The organism is Streptomyces sp. NBC_01410, from assembly GCF_045040195.1.
In the GTDB taxonomy this organism is placed as follows: Bacteria; Actinomycetota; Actinomycetes; order Streptomycetales; family Streptomycetaceae; genus Streptomyces.
In genome coordinates this window covers 825,291-846,697 of sequence record NZ_CP109530.1, presented here as the reverse complement: position 1 = coordinate 846,697, position 21,407 = coordinate 825,291, and the positions used below count along the sequence as shown (strand labels likewise).

At 69.4% G+C, this 21,407-nt stretch carries 20 protein-coding genes; 9 read left to right on the top strand and 11 right to left on the bottom strand.

Annotation, left to right across the window (positions count from 1 at the left end; genetic code table 11):
- Nucleotide 1 precedes the first annotated feature (1 nt).
- The 8 genes from OG741_RS03935 to OG741_RS03900 form a co-directional block, all read right to left on the bottom strand.
- Nucleotides 2-1,207 (bottom strand): 3-deoxy-7-phosphoheptulonate synthase, encoded by a 1,206-nt coding sequence (locus OG741_RS03935; protein WP_405595171.1) that lies wholly within the window; start codon nucleotides 1,205-1,207, stop codon nucleotides 2-4.
- 28 nt (nucleotides 1,208-1,235) lie between these two features.
- Entirely contained in the window at nucleotides 1,236-1,724 is a 489-nt protein-coding gene (locus OG741_RS03930; RefSeq protein WP_405595168.1) for a PhzA/PhzB family protein, read from the bottom strand.
- A gap of 239 nt (nucleotides 1,725-1,963) precedes the next feature.
- A complete protein-coding gene (locus tag OG741_RS03925; protein ID WP_361906706.1) occupies nucleotides 1,964-2,272 on the bottom strand; it encodes an SCO5918 family protein in 309 nt (102 codons plus the stop codon).
- A 55-nt stretch (nucleotides 2,273-2,327) separates the two neighbouring features.
- The gene (locus OG741_RS03920; protein ID WP_266485221.1) at nucleotides 2,328-2,726 is read right to left on the bottom strand and encodes a CBS domain-containing protein; all 399 of its coding nucleotides are present in this window, start codon (nucleotides 2,724-2,726) and stop codon (nucleotides 2,328-2,330) included.
- Nucleotides 2,727-2,784: 58 nt separating this feature from the next.
- Nucleotides 2,785-4,323: a DEAD/DEAH box helicase gene (locus OG741_RS03915; RefSeq protein WP_405595165.1), complete on the bottom strand. Its 1,539-nt coding sequence runs from the start codon at nucleotides 4,321-4,323 to the stop codon at nucleotides 2,785-2,787.
- Between the two features lie 363 nt (nucleotides 4,324-4,686).
- The gene (locus OG741_RS03910; RefSeq protein ID WP_018536328.1) at nucleotides 4,687-4,890 is read right to left on the bottom strand and encodes a cold-shock protein; all 204 of its coding nucleotides are present in this window, start codon (nucleotides 4,888-4,890) and stop codon (nucleotides 4,687-4,689) included.
- 307 nt (nucleotides 4,891-5,197) lie between these two features.
- Nucleotides 5,198-5,545 carry a MerR family transcriptional regulator gene (locus tag OG741_RS03905; RefSeq protein ID WP_266485227.1) on the bottom strand — a complete coding sequence of 116 codons (348 nt, stop codon included), beginning with the start codon at nucleotides 5,543-5,545 and terminating at the stop codon, nucleotides 5,198-5,200.
- 445 nt (nucleotides 5,546-5,990) lie between these two features.
- A complete protein-coding gene (locus OG741_RS03900) occupies nucleotides 5,991-6,614 on the bottom strand; it encodes a class I SAM-dependent methyltransferase (protein ID WP_405595162.1) in 624 nt (207 codons plus the stop codon).
- Between the two features lie 306 nt (nucleotides 6,615-6,920).
- Here OG741_RS03900 and OG741_RS03895 point away from each other — a divergent pair, with 306 nt between their 5' ends.
- Both OG741_RS03895 and OG741_RS03890 read left to right on the top strand, forming a co-directional pair.
- Nucleotides 6,921-8,600 (top strand): ricin-type beta-trefoil lectin domain protein, encoded by a 1,680-nt coding sequence (locus tag OG741_RS03895; RefSeq protein ID WP_405595160.1) that lies wholly within the window; start codon nucleotides 6,921-6,923, stop codon nucleotides 8,598-8,600.
- A gap of 193 nt (nucleotides 8,601-8,793) precedes the next feature.
- Nucleotides 8,794-10,644 (top strand): sulfatase-like hydrolase/transferase, encoded by a 1,851-nt coding sequence (locus OG741_RS03890; protein ID WP_405595158.1) that lies wholly within the window; start codon nucleotides 8,794-8,796, stop codon nucleotides 10,642-10,644.
- 36 nt (nucleotides 10,645-10,680) lie between these two features.
- Here the strand turns inward: OG741_RS03890 and OG741_RS03885 are convergent, their stop codons facing one another.
- Both OG741_RS03885 and OG741_RS03880 read right to left on the bottom strand, forming a co-directional pair.
- The gene (locus tag OG741_RS03885) at nucleotides 10,681-11,106 is read right to left on the bottom strand and encodes a VOC family protein (protein WP_405595156.1); all 426 of its coding nucleotides are present in this window, start codon (nucleotides 11,104-11,106) and stop codon (nucleotides 10,681-10,683) included.
- Nucleotides 11,107-11,399: 293 nt separating this feature from the next.
- Nucleotides 11,400-12,908 (bottom strand): glutamate synthase subunit beta, encoded by a 1,509-nt coding sequence (locus OG741_RS03880; RefSeq protein WP_405595154.1) that lies wholly within the window; start codon nucleotides 12,906-12,908, stop codon nucleotides 11,400-11,402.
- Between the two features lie 157 nt (nucleotides 12,909-13,065).
- On the opposite strand from OG741_RS03880, the gene OG741_RS03875 reads away from it, so the two are divergent.
- From OG741_RS03875 to OG741_RS03860, 4 genes are all read left to right on the top strand, one after another.
- Nucleotides 13,066-13,776 (top strand): alpha/beta fold hydrolase, encoded by a 711-nt coding sequence (locus OG741_RS03875; RefSeq protein ID WP_405595152.1) that lies wholly within the window; start codon nucleotides 13,066-13,068, stop codon nucleotides 13,774-13,776.
- Nucleotides 13,770-14,606 carry an SDR family NAD(P)-dependent oxidoreductase gene (locus OG741_RS03870; protein ID WP_405595150.1) on the top strand — a complete coding sequence of 279 codons (837 nt, stop codon included), beginning with the start codon at nucleotides 13,770-13,772 and terminating at the stop codon, nucleotides 14,604-14,606. Before OG741_RS03875 ends, OG741_RS03870 begins: the two co-directional genes overlap by 7 nt.
- A gap of 98 nt (nucleotides 14,607-14,704) precedes the next feature.
- Nucleotides 14,705-15,853 (top strand): serine hydrolase domain-containing protein, encoded by a 1,149-nt coding sequence (locus tag OG741_RS03865; protein WP_405595148.1) that lies wholly within the window; start codon nucleotides 14,705-14,707, stop codon nucleotides 15,851-15,853.
- 156 nt (nucleotides 15,854-16,009) lie between these two features.
- Nucleotides 16,010-17,098, top strand: coding sequence for a sugar ABC transporter substrate-binding protein (locus OG741_RS03860; protein WP_405595146.1), 1,089 nt, complete (start codon nucleotides 16,010-16,012; stop codon nucleotides 17,096-17,098).
- A gap of 71 nt (nucleotides 17,099-17,169) precedes the next feature.
- Here OG741_RS03860 and OG741_RS03855 read toward each other — a convergent pair whose 3' ends face one another.
- On the bottom strand, nucleotides 17,170-17,508 hold the full coding sequence (locus tag OG741_RS03855) for a hypothetical protein (RefSeq protein ID WP_405595144.1): 339 nt from the start codon (nucleotides 17,506-17,508) through the stop codon (nucleotides 17,170-17,172).
- Between the two features lie 146 nt (nucleotides 17,509-17,654).
- Here OG741_RS03855 and OG741_RS03850 point away from each other — a divergent pair, with 146 nt between their 5' ends.
- Genes OG741_RS03850 through OG741_RS03840 form a run of 3 tightly spaced genes read left to right on the top strand, consistent with a single transcriptional unit; the run spans nucleotide 17,655 to nucleotide 21,202 of the window.
- The gene (locus OG741_RS03850) at nucleotides 17,655-19,313 is read left to right on the top strand and encodes an FAD-dependent oxidoreductase (RefSeq protein WP_405595142.1); all 1,659 of its coding nucleotides are present in this window, start codon (nucleotides 17,655-17,657) and stop codon (nucleotides 19,311-19,313) included.
- Nucleotides 19,310-20,827, top strand: coding sequence for an ATP-binding protein (locus tag OG741_RS03845; protein ID WP_405595140.1), 1,518 nt, complete (start codon nucleotides 19,310-19,312; stop codon nucleotides 20,825-20,827). Before OG741_RS03850 ends, OG741_RS03845 begins: the two co-directional genes overlap by 4 nt.
- A gap of 15 nt (nucleotides 20,828-20,842) precedes the next feature.
- Nucleotides 20,843-21,202 carry a UBP-type zinc finger domain-containing protein gene (locus OG741_RS03840; protein WP_405595138.1) on the top strand — a complete coding sequence of 120 codons (360 nt, stop codon included), beginning with the start codon at nucleotides 20,843-20,845 and terminating at the stop codon, nucleotides 21,200-21,202.
- The last annotated feature ends 205 nt before the right edge of the window (nucleotides 21,203-21,407 follow it).

Below are 21,407 nucleotides of genomic sequence, written 5' to 3'. Positions count from 1 at the left end.
CTCATGCCGGGTCCTCGTCCGCGTGGGAGCCGCCGGGGGAGAAGGCGGAGACGACGGACAGGGCCTGGTCGACGTTGAGGCGGGGGTCGCACAGGCTCGTGGAGTGGCGCCCGCCGGTCATGGACAGGTCCCTCTCGTCGCCGACGCACTCCAGGACATCGTCCGGAGTCGTCTCCAGGTGCAGTCCCCCGGCGATGCCCCCTCCGGCCCGGACCGCCTGCCGGAACGCGATGACCTCGCGGATCGCGTGCTGGACGACGCGGGTCTTGGTGCCGTTGGCCGTCTGCACGGTATTGCCGTGCAGCGGGTCGGTCAGCCAGCTGACGGGGTGGCCGGCGGCTAGGACCGCTGCGACGAGGCCGGGCAGACGATCGGTCACGGTGTCGGCGCCCATCCGGGCGATGAGGGTGAGGCGGCCGGGCTGTCGCTCGGGGTCGAGGCGTTCGCACAGGGCGAGGAGCTCGCCCGGGCGGACGGTGGGGCCGACCTTGCAGGCGACCGGGTTGGCGATGGCGGCGAGGAGGGCGACATGGGCGCCGTCCACCTGACGGGTGCGCTCGCCGATCCATGGCCAGTGCGTGGAGCCGAGATACAGCCGGCCCGCTTCGTCCCGGCGGAGCATGGGCACTTCGTAGTCGAGGAGCAGTGCTTCGTGGCTGGTCCAGACGGGGGCGTCGATACGGGTGCTGCCGGGGGGCGCTGCCCAGCCCAGGTGGGTCATGATGTCGCTCGCGGCCATGTAGCCGGTGAGGATGCGCAGGGGGTCGGGCCTGCGGCTGTCCGGCGTCGGCTGTGGCCCGTTGACCATGTGACCCTGGTAGGAGGGGAGTTCGAGGTCGCCTACCTGCTCGGTCCGGTGCGTACGCGGCTTGGCGAACTGTCCGGCGATCCGGCCGACGCGCAGTACCGGCCGGGCAGTGGCCATACGCAGTGTTCCGGCGAGCAGTTCCAGTACGGCGATCTTGCGGCTGACGTGGGCGGGCGTGCACTCGCCGGGGTCCTCGGAGCAGTCGCCGCACTGCACGACCACGCACTGTCCGTCCGCGACCTGGGCCAGCAGACCGGAAAGGGTACGCAGGTCCTGGGGCCGTACCAGTGCGGGGCGGGCGGCGAGGGCATGGCGCAGCCGCCGTACTTGTACGGGGTCGCTCCACTGCGGCTGGTGCAGTGCGTTGTCGAACCGGGTCTCGCTCAGCAGGTCTTCCATCACATCGCCCCTCGTTCCCGGCCGGCCTTCAGGTGGGAAGTCCTTCGCGCTTGATCCGGGGCACTGGGATGCCGAGCGCGCGCAGTTGCTCGCAGGGGTTCATGAACTCGCGGTTCTGCCTGATCTTTCCGTTGTCGAGCAGGAAGGAATGCAGGAAGCGGTTGTGGTAATAGCCGTCCGGATAGCCCGGGAAGAGGATCTTTCCGCGACCTTCGCACTCGACCCAGAAACGGTTCGGGTCCTGCGTCTCGAAAATCTCGATGTTGTACCACACCCAGTCCGGGAAACAGGCCAGCGACCAGACGGCATGCTCGGCCAGCCGGTCCCGGCCGCTGATGACGATCGGCTCCCCGTTGTCGGTGGTCCACAGGCCGCCGCTGCCGTCGGCGGTGAACAGCTCGTGCCGGCGCAGCCGGTCGGGGCCTGTGGTGTGCATGTACTTCTCGACGGTGGCGCGGTTGGTGCGGCGCAGTTCGGCCGCATCGGTGAAACCGTGCGTCACGACGGCGTCGGACATGGCTCTTCCCCCTTGATACATGGACGGGCGCAGCGAGCGGGCGGTCAGCGCGATCGTCCAGGTGCACGCTCGGGATCGGCTCGGAGCCGACCTGAGGAGCGGTGGATTCCGGGCCGCGCGGCGCATGACACCGGGGCCGGGCGACCTGGTCGCGGACACACGCAAGAGGACCCCGACCGGTTTGCCGGTCGGGGTCCTCGATGCTGTCCGGTCCGGGTTCGCGCCCGTCCCGCTGTCGGTCAGATGTGCGCCGCTGTGCCGAGCTGCACGGACGCCGATTCGAGTGGGCTGAGGACGGGCGGAACGACGGGTGCCGGGGTGGCATGGCAGGTGAAGCCGAGCTTGGTGAGGGCCCTGGTCACTTCGCCGGCGGTGAAGTCACGGCGGTCCTGACCGGTGATCACCTCGCCGACCTGCTTGACGGGGAAGACGCGGCGGCCGATGGTCACTGACTCACCCGTGACGGGTTCGGGCTTGATGCCCTTCATCGATTGCTGCACGTCACTCTTGACCAGGTCGAAGGGGAAGCGGGCGATGACGCAGCGCATAGTGCCTCAACAGGGTTGGAGGGAAGGGCGGACACGGATGCCGACCAGGGGGAGATCAGTTTCTGAGAGCGAGGACGCCGAGGATGTACCCCTCTTCGTCGACCACGGGCGAGGAGCCGAGGGATCGGGCCCGCATGGCGTATTCCGCCTCGGGCAGCGAGGTCTCGGACAGGGTGAACGGTCCCCGGTCGTGGACGATGTCCCGCAACCGAGTGTCCTCGGTGTACCACGAGCCGCCGCGGTACGCGGTGAGCTGGGCGCGTGAGACAAGACCGGCACAGCGGTCGTCCTCACCGCGGATGATCAGGTGCCCCACGCCGGCGCCGATGAGGACGGAGAGGGCGACGTCGACGATCATGTCGTCGCCGACCTGCGGTCCGGGTGCGGTCATGGCGTCGGCGGCAGTCAGCCCGATGCGGTCCGTCTGCCGTGGCTGCGTGAGAATCAGCGTCAAAGGACACCTTTCGTGTTCTGCGGGTCGACCGGCCGGGCGTGACTGCCGGCGTGCGGTGTCATACGGCGCTCTTGAACGAGGACTGGCGCTGCGAGGTGCCTGCCCGCCCCTGGGACGCGGCGCGGGAGCGGCGGGCCTGGGAGGGGCGGCTGCGCTTGCCGCGGGAGGACGAGGAGCCGCCCTTCGCGCGCTCCGGCACCGGTGCGGTGATGGTGACGGGAACACCCGAGGGCGCCTGGGCTCCGGTGATGCGGCTCAGTTCGGCCTCGCCGGAGCGCACCTGGGCGACCTGCGGGGTGATGCCGGCGTCGGCCATCAGGCGGGTCATCTCGCGGCGCTGATTGGGAAGGACCAGCGTGACGACGCTGCCGGACTCGCCGGCGCGGGCGGTGCGGCCGCCGCGGTGAAGGTAGTCCTTGTGGTCGCTGGGGGGATCGACGTTGACGACGAGGTCGAGGTTGTCGACGTGGATGCCGCGGGCCGCGACATTGGTGGCCACCAGCGCCGTGACGTGGCCCGTCTTGAACTGGGCGAGGGTGCGGTTGCGCTGGGGCTGGGACTTGCCGCCGTGCAGGGCCGCGGCCCGTACGCCGCTGTTCAGCAGGTGCTTGGTGAGCTGGTCCACGGCGTGCTTGGTGTCCAGAAACATGATCACCCGCCCGTCGCGGGCCGCGATCTCGGTGGTGGTCGCGTGCTTGTCGGCGCCGTGGACGTGCAGTACGTGGTGCTCCATGGTGGTGACCGCGCCTGCCGACGGGTCGACGGAGTGGACCACCGGGTCGTGCAGGTAGCGGCGGACCAGCAGGTCGACGTTGCGGTCAAGGGTGGCGGAGAAGAGCATCCGCTGGCCCTCGGGGCGTACCTGGTCGAGCAGCTCGGTGACCTGCGGCATGAAGCCCATGTCGGCCATCTGGTCGGCCTCGTCCAGCACGGTGATGCCGACGCGGTCCAGGCGGCAGTCGCCGCGCTCGATGAGGTCCTTGAGTCGGCCGGGGGTCGCCACGACGACCTCGGCACCGCCGCGCAGCGCGCCGGCCTGGCGGCCGATCGACATACCGCCGACCACGGTGGCCATGCGCAGCTTCAGCGACCTGGCGTACGGGGTGAGCGCGTCGGTGACCTGCTGAGCCAGCTCGCGGGTCGGAACGAGGACCAGGGCCAGCGGCTGCCGGGGCTCGGCGCGCTTGCCCTCGGTCCGCGCCAGCAGCGCCAGGCCGAAGGCGAGGGTCTTGCCGGAGCCGGTGCGTCCGCGGCCCAGTGCGTCCCGGCCGGCGAGCGTGTTCGGCAGGGTGGCCGCCTGGATCGGGAACGGCACGGTCACGCCCTCGGAGCGGAGCGCCGCCAGCAGGGGTGCGGGCATCTCCAGGTCCTCGAAGGCCTCGACAGCGGGCAGCGCCGGGGTGATGGTGACGGGCAGGGCGAACTCTCCCTGGCGCGCCGCGGGGCGGCGCCCGTAGCTTCCGGAGCGGCTGGGGGCGGCCGAGCGGCCCGGAGCGCCCTGGCGTCCCTGTGACTGCGTACGGAAGCCGCCGCTCCTGCCGGAGCCGGCGTTGCCCCTGCGGGAGTAGCGGTCGTTCGTGCGGGCTGTGCGGTTCATGCAGAACCTTCCTCGATGCGGCACGTATCGAGGGGTTCCCGGCAGCAAAAATGAGCAGCCATGAGAATCGCAAGAACGAGCCGGAATGAAAACGAAGACGAAGTGCGGCCGCCGGCGAAGGCGGAGGGCCGATACGTCAGAATGAGTGACATGCGCCGGAGCGGCTGCGATGCCGAATCATGGGGGATCGGGCGGACGTGTGTCCGGCAGGAGCAGGGGGGCGGATCGACCGCCCTGCGGCGTTGAAACGTATGACGTCTCGCCGCATATGACGTCACTGCGGCCTGGCCAAACCCGGAAAAAGCAACGAGCCGGGGCCCGCACCCCAAGGTGCGGGCCCCAGCTGCGTTGTGCGTTTCAGCCTCAGGCGGGAACGATGTTCTCGGCCTGCGGGCCCTTCTGGCCCTGCGTGACGTCGAAGTTCACCTTCTGGCCTTCCTGAAGCTCACGGAAGCCCTGGGTGGCGATGTTCGAGTAGTGGGCGAAGACGTCGGGGCCGCCACCCTCCTGCTCGATGAAGCCGAAGCCCTTTTCCGCGTTGAACCACTTGACGGTGCCAGTAGCCATGTCTTATCTCCTTCGGGGCAGTGCCGGAGCCCGCACTGTGCGAACTCCGCGTCGCCTTGATGATTGCCCCGTCCGGAAATACATCCGGAAATACATAAGTGCACGATCCGGCATTGATACCGGTCCGAGCACTTGAAGTCTTTGGGAACCACAACTGCAACTGAGAACAACGGTAGCACGACGCAAGCGGCCGGGCGCGGCGAGTAATATCACTCCGCCCGTCGCACCATAAACCCTCATCGCCCGTTGCTCGAATATCTATGCCTGTCGCGACAGATATCGGCTGTCTGTCGAGCTGGGGGCGCTGTCAGGAGTCGGCCGCCCCGCTCGAGTCTGCCGTGGACCGTCGCAGTTCTTCATTGAGTCGCAGGGCCTCCTCGAGCTGGTCCTCCAGAATGACGATGCGGCAGGCCGCCTCGATCGGCGTACCGCCGTCGACGAGCTCGCGCGCCCGGGCGGCGATGCGCAGCTGGTAGCGGGAGTAGCGGCGATGGCCGCCCTCGGACCGCAGTGGGGTGATCAGCCGGGCCTCGCCCACGGCCCGGAGGAAGCCGGGCGTGGCGCCGATCATTTCGGCGGCACGGCCCATGGTGTACGCGGGGTAGTCGTCATCGTCGAACCGGTCGGCGGCGGGCGAGGGGGTTTCTTGGGGCATTCGCACCTGTTCTGAAACGCGTCGAGGGGCCCCGGTGCGTAGACACCGGGGCCCCGAGGGGTATCAACACCATCTGCCGGCGCTGTGCGCTGGCTTTCGTATTCCGCTGGTCCGTCCTTGAGACCGGACGTGCGGGGATCGCGGATGCGTGACCGGGGACCACCTTCCCATCGGGGTCTGCGGCACCCGGGCGAACCGGAGTATCGCCCGGGCGATCCTGATGGCGTCTGCTCCTCTCTTTCTTGGGGGTGTGTTGGGCTGAACATCTGGTGCCGCACACGGCTTGGCGTGCGCTCGCACCAGTCGGCTGTGTTGCGTATCGCCGACGTGATCGGCTACGCAAGAAACTTTAGCTGCGTGGCCATCTAATTTCTACCTTGTCCGCCATAGATTTTGAGGACTGGGGAGAGCTAGGCCCTGTCCGGTCGATCAGGCCGGACAGGACCTAGGCGGACAGGGCGACGCCGAGGGAATCGGCACCCATGGGCTTCGGCGCACCCTTCTCGTAGAACACGTCCAGTTCCGAAATCGTGAACCCCGCGCTGGTCAGCATGTCGACGATCGGCCGGGTGAGGTGGCACCCGCCGAAGAGCCGCTTGTTCACCGGCTCGAGGCGTCGTTGCCAGCGGCGGACGTTCTCGTCCCCTTCTGGGGCCAGCCCGTGCTCGACGAAATGCAGAGTCCCACCGGGCTTGAGAACGCGGCGCACTTCGCGCAGCGCGGCGTCGGCATCGGGAATGGTGCACAGCGTCCACGTGGACAACGCGGTGTCGAAACTGTCGTCCTCGAAGGGCAGCGACTGCCCGTCAAGCCCGGCGCGCCGCACCGGGATCCGTGACGCCCGGACGCGCTCGCCGGCAATCCTCCATCCGGCATCGGAAGGCTCGACCGCGGCCACGCCGGTGACGGTGTCCGGGTAGAAAGGAACGTTGTGCCCCGTCCCGAACCCGATCTCGACGACTTCGCCCTTCAGGCCCTCGCAGACTCGGCGTCGCAGCGGCTGGGCGGTCTTGGCTCCGCAGGCGACGTTGACAACCCGCGGTAGGACCCGCTCGGCGTAGAACCCCATGGCGACCTCCGCGTCTCTCGTCCAGCATCGCACCGGAGCAGCTCGGACGCAGTGCCGGGCGGGCTGTTCGCCGGCCTCGGGAACGGTGCCGAGTGACGCATGGGCGGGAGCGACTGCTTCCCGCCGTGGCGGGCGAGTTGAGCGCGCGGCGGTCGGTCTCGCCGCGAGCAGCGACTTACCCGCGGAAACACCTTTCCCTGACGTGCCGGCTGCTTCACTATGGGCTCTTGTTTCTTGCCGGTAACACCGGCGTGTTTCCACTGGTCGGCGGGTCGCTCGCGCAGTAGTGAACGAGGAGTCAAGAGGGTGCCAGAGCTCCACCAGATCGGTCCCGGTCCCGCGGACGAGAAGCCGGTCTACGCCGCCCTGTCGGACGCGGAGCTCACCGAACGCATCCGCGCCGGTGCGCCTGCCGCCCATCCCGCCGCCCAGGAGCTCAAGCGCCGCCACCTGTCCGCTGTCCTCACCTACGCCCGGCTCTGCGGACGCCATCAGGTCGCCGGGAACCAACTGGCCGTACAGGCCTTCGACCTGGCCGTTCAGGAGGCATGCCGGGGCATCGAACCCCGGGGGAACTGGCGGCACCATGTCCTGATGCTCGTTCAGCGGGTGGGGCTCGCCTGGGCCGTCGGCAGCCGCCGGGACCGGCTCGAACCCGATTTCGCCGCATGGATCGACGAGACGGCCGACTTCACCGCACCGGATGTGCCCATGTCCCGGCTCCGGTTCGAGGCGTCGTCCGCGATGCTCACCGGCTTCTACCGGCTGCCGGAGCTGACACGGGGCATCCTCTGGTACGCGGTGGTGGACGCGGAACCCGACGCCACCGTCGCCACCTTCCTCAGCGTCAAGCCGGAGCTCGTTCCGGAGCTGCGGGACAAGGCACAGGACGCCATGCGGCAGGCTTATCTGCGGGCCTATCTGGAGCGTGGCGGGGACAGGAAGTGCCTGGGCTTCCGCCGCATCATCGAGGCGGCGGCGCGGCCGGGGGACCGGCGGCACAGCGAGGATCTGACGCTCCACCTGGCGGAATGCCCCAGCTGCACGCGGCTGCTCGCGGAGCTGGCTCGGATGGGGAACGACCCCCGTACCGTGTTCGCCGAAGGGCTGCTCGGCTGGGGCGGACCGGCGTACGCGGACCGCGGTCCGGTGCGCGGGCTGCTCGATGCCGTACCGGCGCAGCCCGACCGGTCGAAGGCCACGGCCACCATGCCGGCGTACTCCGCTCCCGGGACGCTGCCGGGGCGCGACGGGACGTCGCGCAAGGGCGCGAGCCGGCCGTCCCGGACCGTCGTCCTCGTCGCCGTGGCGGTCGCGGGCGCCGTCGTCGCCGGCACTCTGCTGGCGTACGCCTCCGAGGACTCCGGTCCGGCACGCGTGCGTGCGAAGGAGCCCCCGCTCAGGGAGAGCTGGCCGGCCGTTGCCGCGCCCGCCCCCGCCCCGACGAAGAGTCCCACCCGGCAGCCGTCGAAGAAGCCTTCACCCGCGCCGAGCCCCACCGCCTCGCCCGCCGCCCGCAAGACCCCGGCGCCCACTGCCTCGAAGGAGCTCCCGCCCCCGCCGTCGCCGATCGCCGCGGGGAGCGGCTTCACCTCGGTGGTGAATGCGGATTCCGGGCTGTGCCTGGACATCGTGAACGGCGTGATGGAGAACCGTACCGACGTCATCACCGCCCGCTGCAGTGGCGCCCCGACCCAGCAGTGGAGCCTGGACTCCATCGGACTCCTGCACAGCAAAGAGGACCCCGACTACTGCCTGGACTCGCGCGGTGACACCGACCGTGGCGTCGGTATCTGGACCTGCGCCTCGGTCGAAGGCCCGAACGGGCTGAATCTGCTCTTCACCGTTGATGGATCGGGAGCCGTACGGCCACGGATCGCGCCGGACTTCGCTCTTGAACCCCTGGGCGGCTCCGAGGGCGCTCCCCTCGACTTCGACCCCGCGGACGGAGACCGCGACCAGCGCTGGACCACGGGTGTTGCCTGAGCGGCGGGCCGGTCAGCTCCGGCAACAGGGGGACCCCGTCAACCAGTTCACCCTCCCCGCGTACGCTTCCCGCGCGGGCGACCCCGGTGATTGAACAAAAGCCGCAGGCAGGCCGTACACATGGGCGCGGCCCCGACCTCACGAGCCTGGTCCGCCGTGCCACCACCCGGCTTCGTACGGAAGGACCTCCGGCGTGTCGCTCTTCACGCGCTCCAGCCAGCTGCCGCCCGCGGACATGGCATCCACAGAGGAGTGCCCGGCGCCGGACGGCCCCTCGGAGCGCACGCCGGACGACGACGCCGCGGGTCGGGACTGCACCGCAGGTGACGCCACCGGCGACGACCCGGACGAGCCCCACGCCGGCGGCAGCCGGCGGGACAGGCATCCGGCCGCGGCGCGTGCGGTGGCGTGGACGACCACCGCCCTGGCCGCCCTGCTCGTATTCTTCGCCCTCCTCATGCCGCAGGACGCCGCCCGCCTCACGCCCAGCACGTTCATACGCATACCGGTGGAGGGGATACTCGGCGCCGCCGTACTGCTTGCCCTGCCGACGAGGGCGAGGCGTGCGGCGGCGGTTCTCGCCGGGGCGGTCCTCGGCATGCTGACCCTCCTCAACTTCCTCGACATGGGCTTCCACGAGGTCTTCGGCCGGGGGTTCAACCTTGTGCTCGACTGGATCCTGCTCGACGACGGCGAGTCGTTCCTCCAGGACTCGATAGGCCGGGCGGGCGCGATCGGTGTCGTCATCGTGGTCGTGATCCTCGTGCTCGCCCTGCTCGTCCTCATGACGCTGGCGGTCGTCCGGCTCAGCAACCTCATGGCCCGGCACAGCGCCGTGGCGACCCGTACGACTCTGGTACTCGGGACCGCCTGGATAACCTGCGCGGCGCTCGGGCTGCAGCTCGCCGGAGCGCCGGTCGCCTCCAGGAACACCTACGCGCTCGTGAACAACCGTGTGGACCTCGTGAACGCGACCCTGAAGGACGAGAAGGCGTTCGCCAAGGAGGCCGCCGTCGACGCCTTCCGCGACACCCCGCCCGACCAGTTGCTGACCGGACTGCGCGGCAAGGACGTCATCTTCACCTTCATCGAGAGCTACGGCCGCAGCGCGGTCGAGGACCCGTCGATGGCGCCGGGGGTCGACGCGGTACTCGCCGGCGGGACCAAGCGGCTGCGCGCGGCCGGGTACTCGGCCAGGAGCGGCTGGCTCACCTCTCCGACGTACGGCGGCGGCAGCTGGCTGGCCCACTCCACCTTCGCGTCGGGCCTGTGGATCGAGAACCAGCAGCGCTACCGCACCATCACCGCCGGGGACCATCTGACCCTCCCCGGCGCCTTCCGGAGCACCGGCGCCTGGCGGACGGTCGGCATCATGCCGGGCGTCACCAAGAACTGGCCGGAGGGCAAGTTCTACGGCTTCGACAAGGTCTACGATTCGCGGCATCTCGGGTACGAGGGCCCGGAGTTCAGCTGGTCGACCATGCCCGACCAGTACGCCCTGAAGGCCTTCGAGCGCCTGGAGCACGGCAAGAAGCACGACAAGCCGCTGATGTCGGAGATCATCCTGACCTCCAGCCACAACCCCTGGGCACCCCTCCCCAAGACCCTCGGCTGGGACGAGATCGGTGACGGCTCCGAATACGACGCCATCGAGAAGGCGGGCAAGGACCCCGTGGACGTGTGGAAGGACTCCGGCGAGTTGCGCGCCGAGTACGCCAAGTCCATCCAGTACTCACTGGAGAGCCTGATCTCCTACGTGGAGAAGTACGGCAACAAGAACACCGTGCTCGTCTTCCTCGGCGACCACCAGCCGGTGTCGAAGGTCTCCGGCGACCACGCCAGCCGGGACGTACCGATCGCGATCGTCGCCCACGACCCGGCCGTGCTGGACCGGATCTCCGGCTGGGGCTGGCAGGACGGCCTGAAGCCCGACCCGAAGGGCCCGGTCTGGAAGATGGACGCCTTCCGCGACCGCTTCCTGACCGCGTACGGCCCGAAGCCCGGCCCCAAGCCCGGCCCCACGCCGTCGCCGACGGCCCGGTGACGGGACTTTGAGACCCGGCCTGGCGCGCCCCGGTGATCAGACGACCGGCTCTCCGATGCCCAGCATGTTCCCCTCGCTGTCGCGGAACCAGGCGCCGCGTTCACCCCGTGCGCCCTTGCTCGGGTAGTTCCCGTCGATCTCGGCGATTCCACCACTCGTACGCAGTCCGGGAAGGTCGACCTCCTCGAACATGACGCCGCGTCGCCCGAGTTCCGACACGACTGCCTCGATGTCGTCGACCTCCCACCCCATCTGGGTGAAGGTGCCGGGTGACGAGCCCGCGGACTGGAACAGGGCGAAGTCCACGCCTCCGCAGCGGTACAGCAGCCCGCCGGGCCGCTCGTCGACCGGTTCGAGCCCGAGCGTCTCGGAGTAGAACTGCCGCGCCCGGTCCAGGTCCTGGGCGGGAAGTCTGGTCGCCACGCGTGCGCGGGCGAGAATGCTGGTGTCGTTTGCGTTCATACGTCCCACTGTGCCGTGAGCGGGGCGAAGGGGCAGCTGCGACGAAGCCGTCCGCCTGGTTTCTTGTGGCGGACGGCTCGCGTCGTGATGTTCAGAGATCAAGATCGGCGACGGCACATAAGAGTCCTTGGCCGCTGGACGACACCGGCGCGAGCCGGCGGCGGGATTCGAACCCGCGTTTCTCTCTTGACAGGAGAAGTAGCCGCAGCCTGCGCACCTGAACGAGCTTCACAGTAGCTCCGGAGCGGCTGCGCGGGCACGCGAATTATCGTCAGGCCACCAGGGGCCAATCGTCAGGCCATCAGGGGCCGGTCCGTCGGGGCGACGGGAGCCGGGAGCACGGTGGAGCCGGTCAGATAGCGGTCCGTCGCCGCCGCGGCGGAACGCCCCTCCGCGATGGCCCACACCACCAGGGACTGGCCGCGTCCCGCGTCGCCCGCCACGAAGACCCCGTCCCTCCTGGCACGGCCCGTCGCCTCGGCCGGCTCCGTCGCTTCGGCCGCGAAGGCGGCGTCCCGCGCGAAGTTCCCCCGCTCGTCCAGCCAGAGTCCCAGCTGCTCCATCAGACCTGTGCCCCGTTCGGGACCCGAGAAGCCGAGGGCGAGCAGGACCAGTTCCGCCGGGATCACCCGCTCGGTGTCCGGCCGCGGACTTCTGTGCCCGGGTTCCACTTCCGACAGCCGCAGCGCGCGCACCTGTCCGGCCGGGTCCCCTTCGAAGCGGAGCGTGGCGGAGGCGAAGACCCTTGGATCCGTGCCCTCCCGCCCGCGGGCCTCCTCATGGGCGTGGGAGATCCGGTAGACCTTCGGATACGTGGGCCAGGGCTCGGCGTCCGGCCGGGAGCCGCCCGGCTCCGGATTGATGTCCAGCTGCACCACGGAGGCCGCGCCCTGGCGCAAGGCGGTGCCCAGACAGTCCGAGCCGGTGTCCCCGCCACCGACGATCACCACGTGCTTTCCCTCGGCGGTGACGGGGGGCGAGGTGTAGTCGCCTTCCCTGACGCGGTTGGCGAGGGTCAGATAGTCCATGGCCTGATGGATGCCGTACAGCTCGCGGCCGGGGACGGGGAGCTCCCGCTGCTGCGTGGCTCCGACGGCGACGACCACGGCGTCATGGCGCCTTCTGAGCTCGGTGGCGTCGAGATCGCTGCCGATGTCCACACCCATGCGGAATTTGGTCCCTTCCGCCCGCATCTGCTCGATGCGGCGGTCCAGGTGCCGCTTTTCCATCTTGAACGCGGGGATGCCGTAACGCAGCAGTCCGCCGATGCGGTCGGCCCTTTCGTAGACGACGACGGTGTGACCGGTACGGGTGAGCTGTTGCGCGGCGGCCAGTCCGGCGGGTCCGGAGCCGATGACGGCGACGGTCTTCCCACTGAGCCGCTCCGGTGGCTGCGGGGAGGCGTACCCGCGCTCCCAGATCTGGTCGGCGATGGCCTGCTCGACGTTCTTGATCGTCACCGGATCGGCGTTGATGGCCAGCACGCAGGCGTCCTCGCACGGTGCCGGGCACAGCCGCCCTGTGAACTCGGGGAAGTTGTTGGTCGCGTGCAGCCGTTCGGCCGCGGCCCGCCAGTCGCCGTGCCTCGCGTACGCGTTCCACTCGGGGATGAGATTTCCCAGCGGGCAGCCGCTGTGGCAGAACGGTATGCCGCAGTCCATGCAGCGCCCCGCCTGCTCGGAGACGAGCGGAAGCAGGATCTGCCCCGCGTGGACCTCGTTCCAGTCGCTCAGCCGCTCTTCGACGGGGCGCGCGGGGACGGGCCGCCGGGGGGTCTTGAGGAAGCCGAAGGGGTCGGTCATGCGCCGCGCCTCCATCGTTCGTTCGCGGTGCAATGGGGCGTTCTGGCCAGCCTACGCCTGCTTTGTCCCGCCTCTGTCGACTGCCTGGCGAGCGGGAACGGTTCGGCTGCGGGTGAACCGCGCTGCGGAGGCCGGAACCCTCACGTAGGTTCCGGCCATGGTTGATCATCGCTCCATTGACGTCGGGGGCATCCGGCTGAGCTTTCAGGTCTCGGGTCCCCCGGACGCTCCACCGGTCGTCCTGCTGCACGCGCTGGGCGAGGACGTGACCGACTGGGATCTCATCGCTGTCGCGCTCGCGGCGGGCCGACGTGTCTACGCCCTCGATCTTCGCGGTCACGGCCGGAGCGCCTGGCCGGGGGAGTACTCGCTGGAGCTCATGCGTGCCGACGTCGTGGGTTTCCTGGACGCGCTCGCGCTCGACCGGGTGGACCTGATCGGGCATTCGATGGGCGGGATCGTGGCCCTTCTGCTCGCCGAGGATCATCCGCGGCGGGTTAACCGGCTCGTCCTGGAGGACGTTGCGGTTCCACGTCCGCGCGCCAAGACGACCCCGGCGAGGCCGGAAGGCGAGCTGACTTTCGACTGGGACATGGTGCTCGCCATCAGGAAGCAGATCGACGCGCCTCCCCCTGCGTGGCTGGAGCGGCTGGGTCTGATCACCGCGGAGACGCTCGTCGTGGGCGGCGGTCCGCGCAGTCATGTGCCTCAGGACGGCGTGGCCGAGTTGGGCAGGCTGATCCCCGGCGCCCGGGTGGTCACCATCGCGGCCGGGCACCTGATCCACCGGGCGGAACCCAAGGCGTTCACGGAAGCAGCCGGGACGTTCTTGGGATGTGCCGTTGAGGAGGGCCAACAGTCATGGTGAGCAAGCGAGTTGTTCTCGTTACCGGCGGTGGTACGGGGATCGGCGCGGCCACCGCCCGTCTGCTGCGCGAGGCCGGGCACCACGTCGTTGTCTCGGGACGCCGGCCGGAGCCGCTGGAGCGGCTCGCGAAAGAGACCGGAGTTCTCGCCCACCCGTCCGACATCGGTGATCCCGATGCCGTGCGCGATCTCGTCGCGGCGTCCGTGGCTGCCTACGGCCGACTCGACGGTGTCGTACTCAATGCCGGTGTGGGGAGAGGTGGAGCGGTCGGCGACCTGTCGGTCGAGGACTGGGACACCGTCATGCGGACCAACGTCACCGGCCCCTTCCTGCTCCTGCGCGCCGCACTCCCGCACCTGCTGAAGGCCAAGGGCTCCGTCGTCGCCGTCGCCTCGGTCTCCGCACTGCGCAACGGGTCGGCCAACGCCGCCTACGCAACGTCCAAGGCGGCCCTCCTCCAGCTGTGCCGCTCGCTCGCCGTCGACTACGGGCCACAGGGGCTGCGCGCCAATACGGTGTGCCCCAGCTGGGTGCGTACCGAGATGGCTGACCGGCGCATGGTGCGCTTCGCCGAAGAGGCGGGGCTGGGGGAGGGCGGCGTCGATGGGGCGCACGGCGTCGATGCGGCGTACGAGGAGGCGACCCGGCTGCTTCCCGCTGGCCGTCCCGGAGAGCCGCACGAGGTCGCCGAGGCGATCGCCTGGCTGCTCTCGCCCGCCGCGTCGTTCGTCAACGGGGCGGTGCTCACCGTCGACGGCGGGGCGACGGCACTCGATCCCGGGACCGTCGCCTTCGACTTCCGCATCGAGCCCCGTGCCGAAGGCGGCTGATCCCCCTCGCTGATGGTGAATCCGCAGCACTGGCGCGCGATGATTCCGTGCCGCAGGGGGAGTCTCCTTTCCGACCGCACTCTCCAGAAGGTGGACCGATGACCAACCTGCACGACACCCTTCAGGCGAACGTCAGCAACGGATCGGTGCCGGGCGCGGTGGGCCTGGTTGCCCGCGGCGACCGCGTCGAGGTGGCGGCCGTCGGTTCCGTCGACGTCGACGGAACCGCGCCGATGGCCAGGGATTCAATCTTCCGTATCGCTTCGATCACCAAGCCCGTGGTCGCCGCGGCGGTCATGATGCTGGTCGAGGACGGCCGCATCGCCCTGGACGACCCGGTCGGCCAGTGGCTGCCGGAGCTGGCGAAGCCGACCGTCGTCCGCACGCCGGGCAGTGCGGTAGACGACGTGGTCCCGGCAGCGAGGCCCATCACGGTGCGCGATGTGCTCAGCTCCCGCGCCGGGCACGGCTTCCCGTCGGACTTCTCGCTCCCGGCGGTGCAATTGCTGTTCAGTGAGCTGAAGCAGGGACCGCCGCGGCCCCAACTCGTCGCGGCGCCGGACGAGTGGATGGGGGCGCTGTCCCGTATTCCGCTGCTGTACCAGCCGGGGGACGCGTGGCTGTACAACACCTCCTCCGACATTCAGGGCGTGCTCATCGCCCGAGCCTCGGGCCGTCCGCTGCCCGTGTTCCTGGCGGAGCGGTTGTTCGAGCCGCTCGGCATGACGGACACCGGATTCGAAGTCCCCGCCGACAAGCTCGACCGGTTCACCAGCTACTACCAAGCGGATGAGGAGGGCGCTCTCGAACTGGTCGACGCCCCCGACGGGCAGTGGAGCAGCCTCCCGGTGTTCCCGTCCGGCGCCGGCGGGCTGGTCTCGACCCTCGACGACTGGCACGCATTCGCCAGGATGCTGCTCGCCGAGGGGACCGCCGGCGGCCGCCCGCTGTTGTCGCCCGAGTCGGTGCGGCAGATGACCACCGACCAGCTGACCCCGTCCCAGCGCGCTGCGGGCACCTTGTTCCTGGAGGGCCAGGGCTGGGGCTTCGGCGGCTCGGTCGACGTCGAGGCCATCGACCCCTGGAACGTCCCGGGACGCTACGGCTGGCTCGGCGGCACCGGAACGGCAGCGCACATCACGGCGTCCACCGGCACGGTCACCATCCTGCTCAGCCAGCGTGCGATGTCCGGACCGACTGCGCCCGATCTGATGCGGGACTTCTGGCGGTACGCGGCCGCCGTCTGAGGGCGGGCGTGGTGTGCTGCCTTCACTTAGCTAACGAATGAGCGCCGTTGCTATCTCGTTAGGATTGTACTTCTTGACGCTTTTATGGGGGTGGAGTTGACTTCCAGCCACCTCGGCCGCAGTAACGCGGTCGGTCAGGGAGGTTGAGTTCCACAGATGAACGCACTACTGCGTCGTTCCGCCGTTGCTGTCGCCGCATCCACCATGGCTGTCTCGCTCGCTGCCTGTGGCGGCGACGAGGGCTCGGGCGTGAGGATGAGCGACGACATCGCCGTCGGTCTGCTCCTTCCGGAGAACGAGGCTGCTCGCTACGAGAAGTTCGACCTGCCGGTCATCAAAGAGAAGATCGGACAGCTGACGAACGACAAGGGCAAGGTGGTCTACGCCAACGCGAAGCAGGACGCGGCGCTGCAGAGCCGGCAGGTCGAAACGATGATCGCCGACAAGGTCGATGTGCTGATCGTGGACGCGGTGGACTCCAAGGCCATCGCGGGCTCGATCAAGAAGGCCCACGACGCAGGTATCCCGGTCGTCGCCTTCGACCGTCTCGCCGAGGGGCCGATCGACGCCTACACCTCCTTCGACAACGAAGAGGTCGGCCACGTCCAGGGCAAGGCGCTGCTCACGGCACTCGGCGACAAGGCCAAGGACGGCCGGATAGTGATGATGAACGGTGCCGTCACCGACCCGAACGCCGCCATGTTCAAGAAGGGCGCGCACACAGAACTCGACGGCAAGGTCAACATCGGCGAGGAGTACGACACCAAGGACTGGAAGCCAGAGAACGCCACCGCGAACATGGAGGCGGCGATCGACTCGATCGGCAACGACAAGATCGTCGGTGTCTACTCCGCCAACGACGGCATGGCGGGCGGCGTCATCGCCGCCCTGAAGTCGGCCGGCATCTTCCCGATCCCGCCGGTCACCGGCCAGGACGCCGAGCTCGCCGCCGTGCAGCGCATCGTCGCGGGCGAGCAGTACGCCACCGTCTACAAGCCGTACGCGCCCGAGGCCGCTGCCGCCGCCGAGATGGCCATCCTGCTGGCCAGGGGCATGGAACTCGGCATGGCTCAGACGGACGTCGACAGCCCGACCACCAAGGCCATCCCCTCGGTGCTGGTCCCTGTCATCTCCGTGACCAAGGAAAACATCGGGGAGACGGTCATCAAGGACGGCGTCTACACGGCCGCGGAGATCTGCACCCCGAAGTACAAGGCAGCCTGCGCCCAACTCGGTCTGAAGTAGGACCTCGCCCGGCAGCGGCACCGCGACTCCGCCGGTGCCGCGGGCCGGGGCCCAGAGCGGCCGATCTGCCCTCAGCCCTTGTCGCCGGACCCGTCCTGGTCGCCGCTCTCGCTGTCGGCCGCGCTGTTGAGCACCTTGAAGTCCTTGTCCAGGTGGACATCCGTCTGCTTGCCGTTGGTGAGCGTGACCTCGACCTCGTAGTAGCCCTCTTCGTCGCCGACCTCCGTGCCCGTGACCGTGCCGCCGCCGGTGTGGGCGAGCGCGGCGCTGCTTGCCCTGTCGAGGGCGGGTCCGGTGATGGCTGGTGTGCTGTCGTCGTCGCCGGAGCCCGCCACGGCAATGCCCGTGCCCGCGCCGATGAGGGCGGCCGCGGCCGTCGCGCCGACGATCCACATGGTCCTGCGGTTCATGGCTGCTGCCTCTCGCCGAGGGTTGCTGTGCAGAAAACATGATGCGCCGGCCCACCTGAAGGGACGCTGAACCGGCCGACGCCGGTGGCCCGCCCAGTTGGGCATTCGCATCGCTTTCGTGATCGATGCGGCGCATTATGGGGGGCATGGCGAAGCCGACCATCCTGACCGTCGATGACGATCCGGGAGTCTCCCGAGCCATCGCCCGTGACCTCCGACGCCGGTACGGCGACCGGTATCGGGTCATTCGCGCGCCTTCGGGTGAAGAGGCGTTGGACGCCTTGCGCGAGGTCAAGCTGCGAGGCGAGCCGCTCGCCGTGATGATCGCCGACTACCGCATGCCGACGATGAACGGCGTGCAGTTCCTCGAAGCGGCCATGGACCTCTTCCCGCTCGCCAGACGGGTGCTTCTGACGGCGTACGCCGACACGGGCGCGGCCATCGACGCGATCAACATCGTCGATCTCGATCATTACCTGCTCAAGCCGTGGAGTCCCCCGGAGGAGAACCTCTATCCGGTGCTCGACGCACTGCTGGAGGTGTGGGCGAGCGCACCCGACCCGGAGGTCGGAGAGACAAGGATCGTCGGCCACCGCTGGTCGGCGCCGTCCTTCGCCGTACGGGAATTCCTCGCCCGCAATCTCGTGCCCTACCGCTGGATCGCCGCCGACGAGCCCGAAGGCGGGCGGCTCCTCGACGCCGCCGGCCTCAGTGCCGATGACGTGCCCCTGGTGATCACGGCCGACGGCAAGACCCTGCAGGCGCCGACCGAGGCCGAACTCGCCGCCCAGGTGGGGCTGAGCACCACCCCCGCCGCAGACTTCTACGACGTTGTCGTCATCGGCGCGGGCCCCGCAGGTCTCGGCGCCGCCGTCTACGGGGCCTCCGAGGGCCTGCGCACGGTGCTGGTGGAGCGGAGTGCGACCGGGGGGCAGGCCGGTCAGAGCAGCCGTATCGAGAACTACCTGGGCTTCCCCGACGGAGTGTCCGGTGCGCAGCTGACGGACCGGGCACGTCGGCAGGCGACCCGTTTCGGCGCCGAGATCCTCAGTGCGCGGGAAGTGGTCTCGCTCGAGGCGGCAGGGGCCGGCCGGGTGCTGCGCTTCAGCGACGGGACCTCGATCGGGGCCCACACCGTCGTCCTGGCCACGGGCGTCTCCTACCGGCGGCTGGAAGGGCCGGGCCTGGACGAGTTCACCGGAGCGGGCGTGTTCTACGGCTCGGCGTCCTTCGAAGCGGCCAGCTGCACCGGGGAAGACGTGTACATCGTCGGAGGAGCCAACTCCGCGGGCCAGGCCGCCGTCTACTTCTCCCGCTACGCCGAACGCGTCCACCTCCTCGTGCGCGGCTCCGACCTGACCCGGGCGATGTCGCACTACCTGATCCAGCAGATCGAGAGCATCCCCAACATCCAGGTGCACCCGCACACCGAAGTGGCGGGCGGCGAGGGCGAGTCGCATCTTGAGCGCCTGCTACTGCGCGACAACCGCACCGACGCTGTCACCACGACCGATGCCTCATGGCTCTTCGTCTTCATCGGCGCCGAACCGCCCACGCAGTGGCTGGAAGGCGTCGTCTCCCGTGATGAACGGGGCTTCGTGCTGACTGGCCCCGACCTGCTGTCCGAGGGGACACGCCCCGCGGGATGGCCGCTGGCACGGGATCCGTACCACCTCGAGACCAGCGTGCCCGGTGTCTTCGCCGCCGGCGACGTACGGGCCGACTCGGTCAAAAGGGTCGCATCCGCGGTGGGGGAAGGCGCCATGGCCGTCTCCCTGGTGCACCGCTACCTGGAGGCGCAATGAATGCCCCGATCCGCGACAGACTCAGCCCGGCCGAACTGCAGACCCTCTTCCTCTTCGAGGCCCTCGACGACAAGCAACTGGCCTGGCTCTCCGAGCGCGGCCGCGTCGAAGTACGTCAGGGCGGAACGCCCGTCTACTCCCAGGGCGAGCCCGCCACCTGCTTCTTCGTGCTTCTCAGCGGCACGGTCGCCATCGTCCGCCGCCTCCACGGCGACGACATCGAGTTCGGCCGCACCGACCAGGTGGGCGTCTACAGCGGAGCCACTCAGGCCTACCTCGGGGACCGGGTGGACCAGGTCTACCTCAACACCCTGAAGGCCATCACCGACGTCGAACTCTTCGTGCTGCCCGCCGAAGACTTCGCCCACGCGATACGCACCTGGTTCCCCATGGCCCTGCATCTGCTCGAAGGCCTCTTCTTCGGCACCCGCGCCAGCAACACCATCATCGGCGAACGCGAACGCCTGGAAGCCCTCGGCTCACTCACCGCCGGACTCACGCACGAGCTCAACAACCCCGCGGCCGCGGCCGTACGAGCCACCGACACCTTGCGCGACCGGGTCACCAAGATGCGCCACAAGCTCGCCCTCATCGCCGACGGCCGGGTCGACGGCACCCGCCTGCACCATCTGGTCGAGATGCAGGACGAAGCCGTCAAGCGCGCCTACAACGCCCCTAAGCTGTCGGCGATCGAGGCCGCCGACGCCGAGGACGAGGTCACCGACTGGCTGGAGGGCCACGACATCGACCGGTCCTGGGACATCGCGCCCGTCATGGTCGCCGGTGGCATCGATGCCGCATGGCTGTCCGCGGCAACCGACAGCCTGGGCGACGAGAACCGGCAGGCCGCGGTGGGCTGGCTCATGTACACCATCGACACCGAGCTGCTGATGGGGGAGATCGAGGACGCCGTCAGCCGCATCTCCGGCCTCGTGGAAGCGGCACGCCAGTACTCCCAGCTCGACCGCGCCGCCCAGCAGCCCGTCGACGTCCACGAACTCCTCGACGCCACCCTGGTGATGCTGCAGGCCAAGATCCCCCCGGGCGTGCGGGTGGTGAAGGAGTACGACCACGACCTGCCGGCCGTCCCGGCGTACGGCGCGGAGCTCAACCAGGTCTGGACGAACCTCATCGACAACGCGCTCGGCGCGATGAACGGCAGCGGCACCCTCACGATCGCCACCTGGCGCGACGGCGAACACCTCTTCGTCGAGGTCCGCGACACCGGTCCCGGCATCCCGGCCGACATCCGCCCGCGGATCTTCGAGCCCTTCTTCACCACGAAGCCGGTCGGCGAGGGCACCGGCCTGGGCCTCGACATCTCCTACCGCATCGTGGTCAACAAGCACCACGGCGACATCAGAGTGGACTCGCAGCCGGGCGACACGAGACTCCGCGTATGCCTGCCGATCACACCACCCACGGACGCCGAGGAACCGCCGCCCGCCGCTGCCGACACGTCCCGGGCCTCCCCGACTTCCCCGACTTCCCGAACCGAACCTGCCTCCGGATGAGCGAGGAGAGAACTGATGGCACACGACCAGATTCCGGGCATCGACCTCGCAGCCAGGCCGAGCGGTGACGGGTGCGCCGAGTGTCTGGCCGGTGACGGTCCAGGCTGGTGGTTCCACCTGCGGCGCTGCGCCGAATGCGGGCACATCGGCTGCTGCGACTCGTCGCCCTCACAGCACGGAACGAAGCACGCGAAGCAGGTGGGGCACCCGTTCATCACCAGTTTCGAGCCGGGGGAAAGCTGGTTCTGGAACGTGAACACACAGGAGTACTACGAGGGGCCGGAGTTGGCTCCCCCCAACTCGCATCCGATGAGACAGCCGACACCGGGCCCCGAGGGCGCGGTGCCCGCGGACTGGGAGCGGCACCTGCACTGACGCGAGGGCCGAACCGGCGTCGCCCGCCTCGCTGGTGTCCCGGACGGGGCCCGGGGGCGATCTTGACCGGTCGGCCGGAGAATGGGGCGTGGCGGCTTCGCCGTCAGGCGATGACGTGCCCCGAGGTTTTGGGGTCTGGAGGTCGTGGGCCATGCAGTCTGTGACAGTCCGGAGCGGAGCACGGGCCTCGACCGTGCGCGTCCGG

Coding starts and splice junctions, on each gene's coding strand:
- OG741_RS03935 (WP_405595171.1), bottom strand. CDS start 1,207: ATGGAAGACCTGCTGAGCGAGACCCGGTTCGACAACGCACTGCACCAG.
- OG741_RS03930 (WP_405595168.1), bottom strand. CDS start 1,724: ATGTCCGACGCCGTCGTGACGCACGGTTTCACCGATGCGGCCGAACTG.
- OG741_RS03925 (WP_361906706.1), bottom strand. CDS start 2,272: ATGCGCTGCGTCATCGCCCGCTTCCCCTTCGACCTGGTCAAGAGTGAC.
- OG741_RS03915 (WP_405595165.1), bottom strand. CDS start 4,323: ATGAACCGCACAGCCCGCACGAACGACCGCTACTCCCGCAGGGGCAAC.
- OG741_RS03910 (WP_018536328.1), bottom strand. CDS start 4,890: ATGGCTACTGGCACCGTCAAGTGGTTCAACGCGGAAAAGGGCTTCGGC.
- OG741_RS03905 (WP_266485227.1), bottom strand. CDS start 5,545: ATGCCCCAAGAAACCCCCTCGCCCGCCGCCGACCGGTTCGACGATGAC.
- OG741_RS03900 (WP_405595162.1), bottom strand. CDS start 6,614: ATGGGGTTCTACGCCGAGCGGGTCCTACCGCGGGTTGTCAACGTCGCC.
- OG741_RS03885 (WP_405595156.1), bottom strand. CDS start 11,106: ATGAACGCAAACGACACCAGCATTCTCGCCCGCGCACGCGTGGCGACC.
- OG741_RS03880 (WP_405595154.1), bottom strand. CDS start 12,908: ATGACCGACCCCTTCGGCTTCCTCAAGACCCCCCGGCGGCCCGTCCCC.
- OG741_RS03875 (WP_405595152.1), top strand. CDS start 13,066: ATGGTTGATCATCGCTCCATTGACGTCGGGGGCATCCGGCTGAGCTTT.
- OG741_RS03870 (WP_405595150.1), top strand. CDS start 13,770: ATGGTGAGCAAGCGAGTTGTTCTCGTTACCGGCGGTGGTACGGGGATC.
- OG741_RS03865 (WP_405595148.1), top strand. CDS start 14,705: ATGACCAACCTGCACGACACCCTTCAGGCGAACGTCAGCAACGGATCG.
- OG741_RS03860 (WP_405595146.1), top strand. CDS start 16,010: ATGAACGCACTACTGCGTCGTTCCGCCGTTGCTGTCGCCGCATCCACC.
- OG741_RS03855 (WP_405595144.1), bottom strand. CDS start 17,508: ATGAACCGCAGGACCATGTGGATCGTCGGCGCGACGGCCGCGGCCGCC.
- OG741_RS03850 (WP_405595142.1), top strand. CDS start 17,655: ATGGCGAAGCCGACCATCCTGACCGTCGATGACGATCCGGGAGTCTCC.
- OG741_RS03845 (WP_405595140.1), top strand. CDS start 19,310: ATGAATGCCCCGATCCGCGACAGACTCAGCCCGGCCGAACTGCAGACC.
- OG741_RS03840 (WP_405595138.1), top strand. CDS start 20,843: ATGGCACACGACCAGATTCCGGGCATCGACCTCGCAGCCAGGCCGAGC.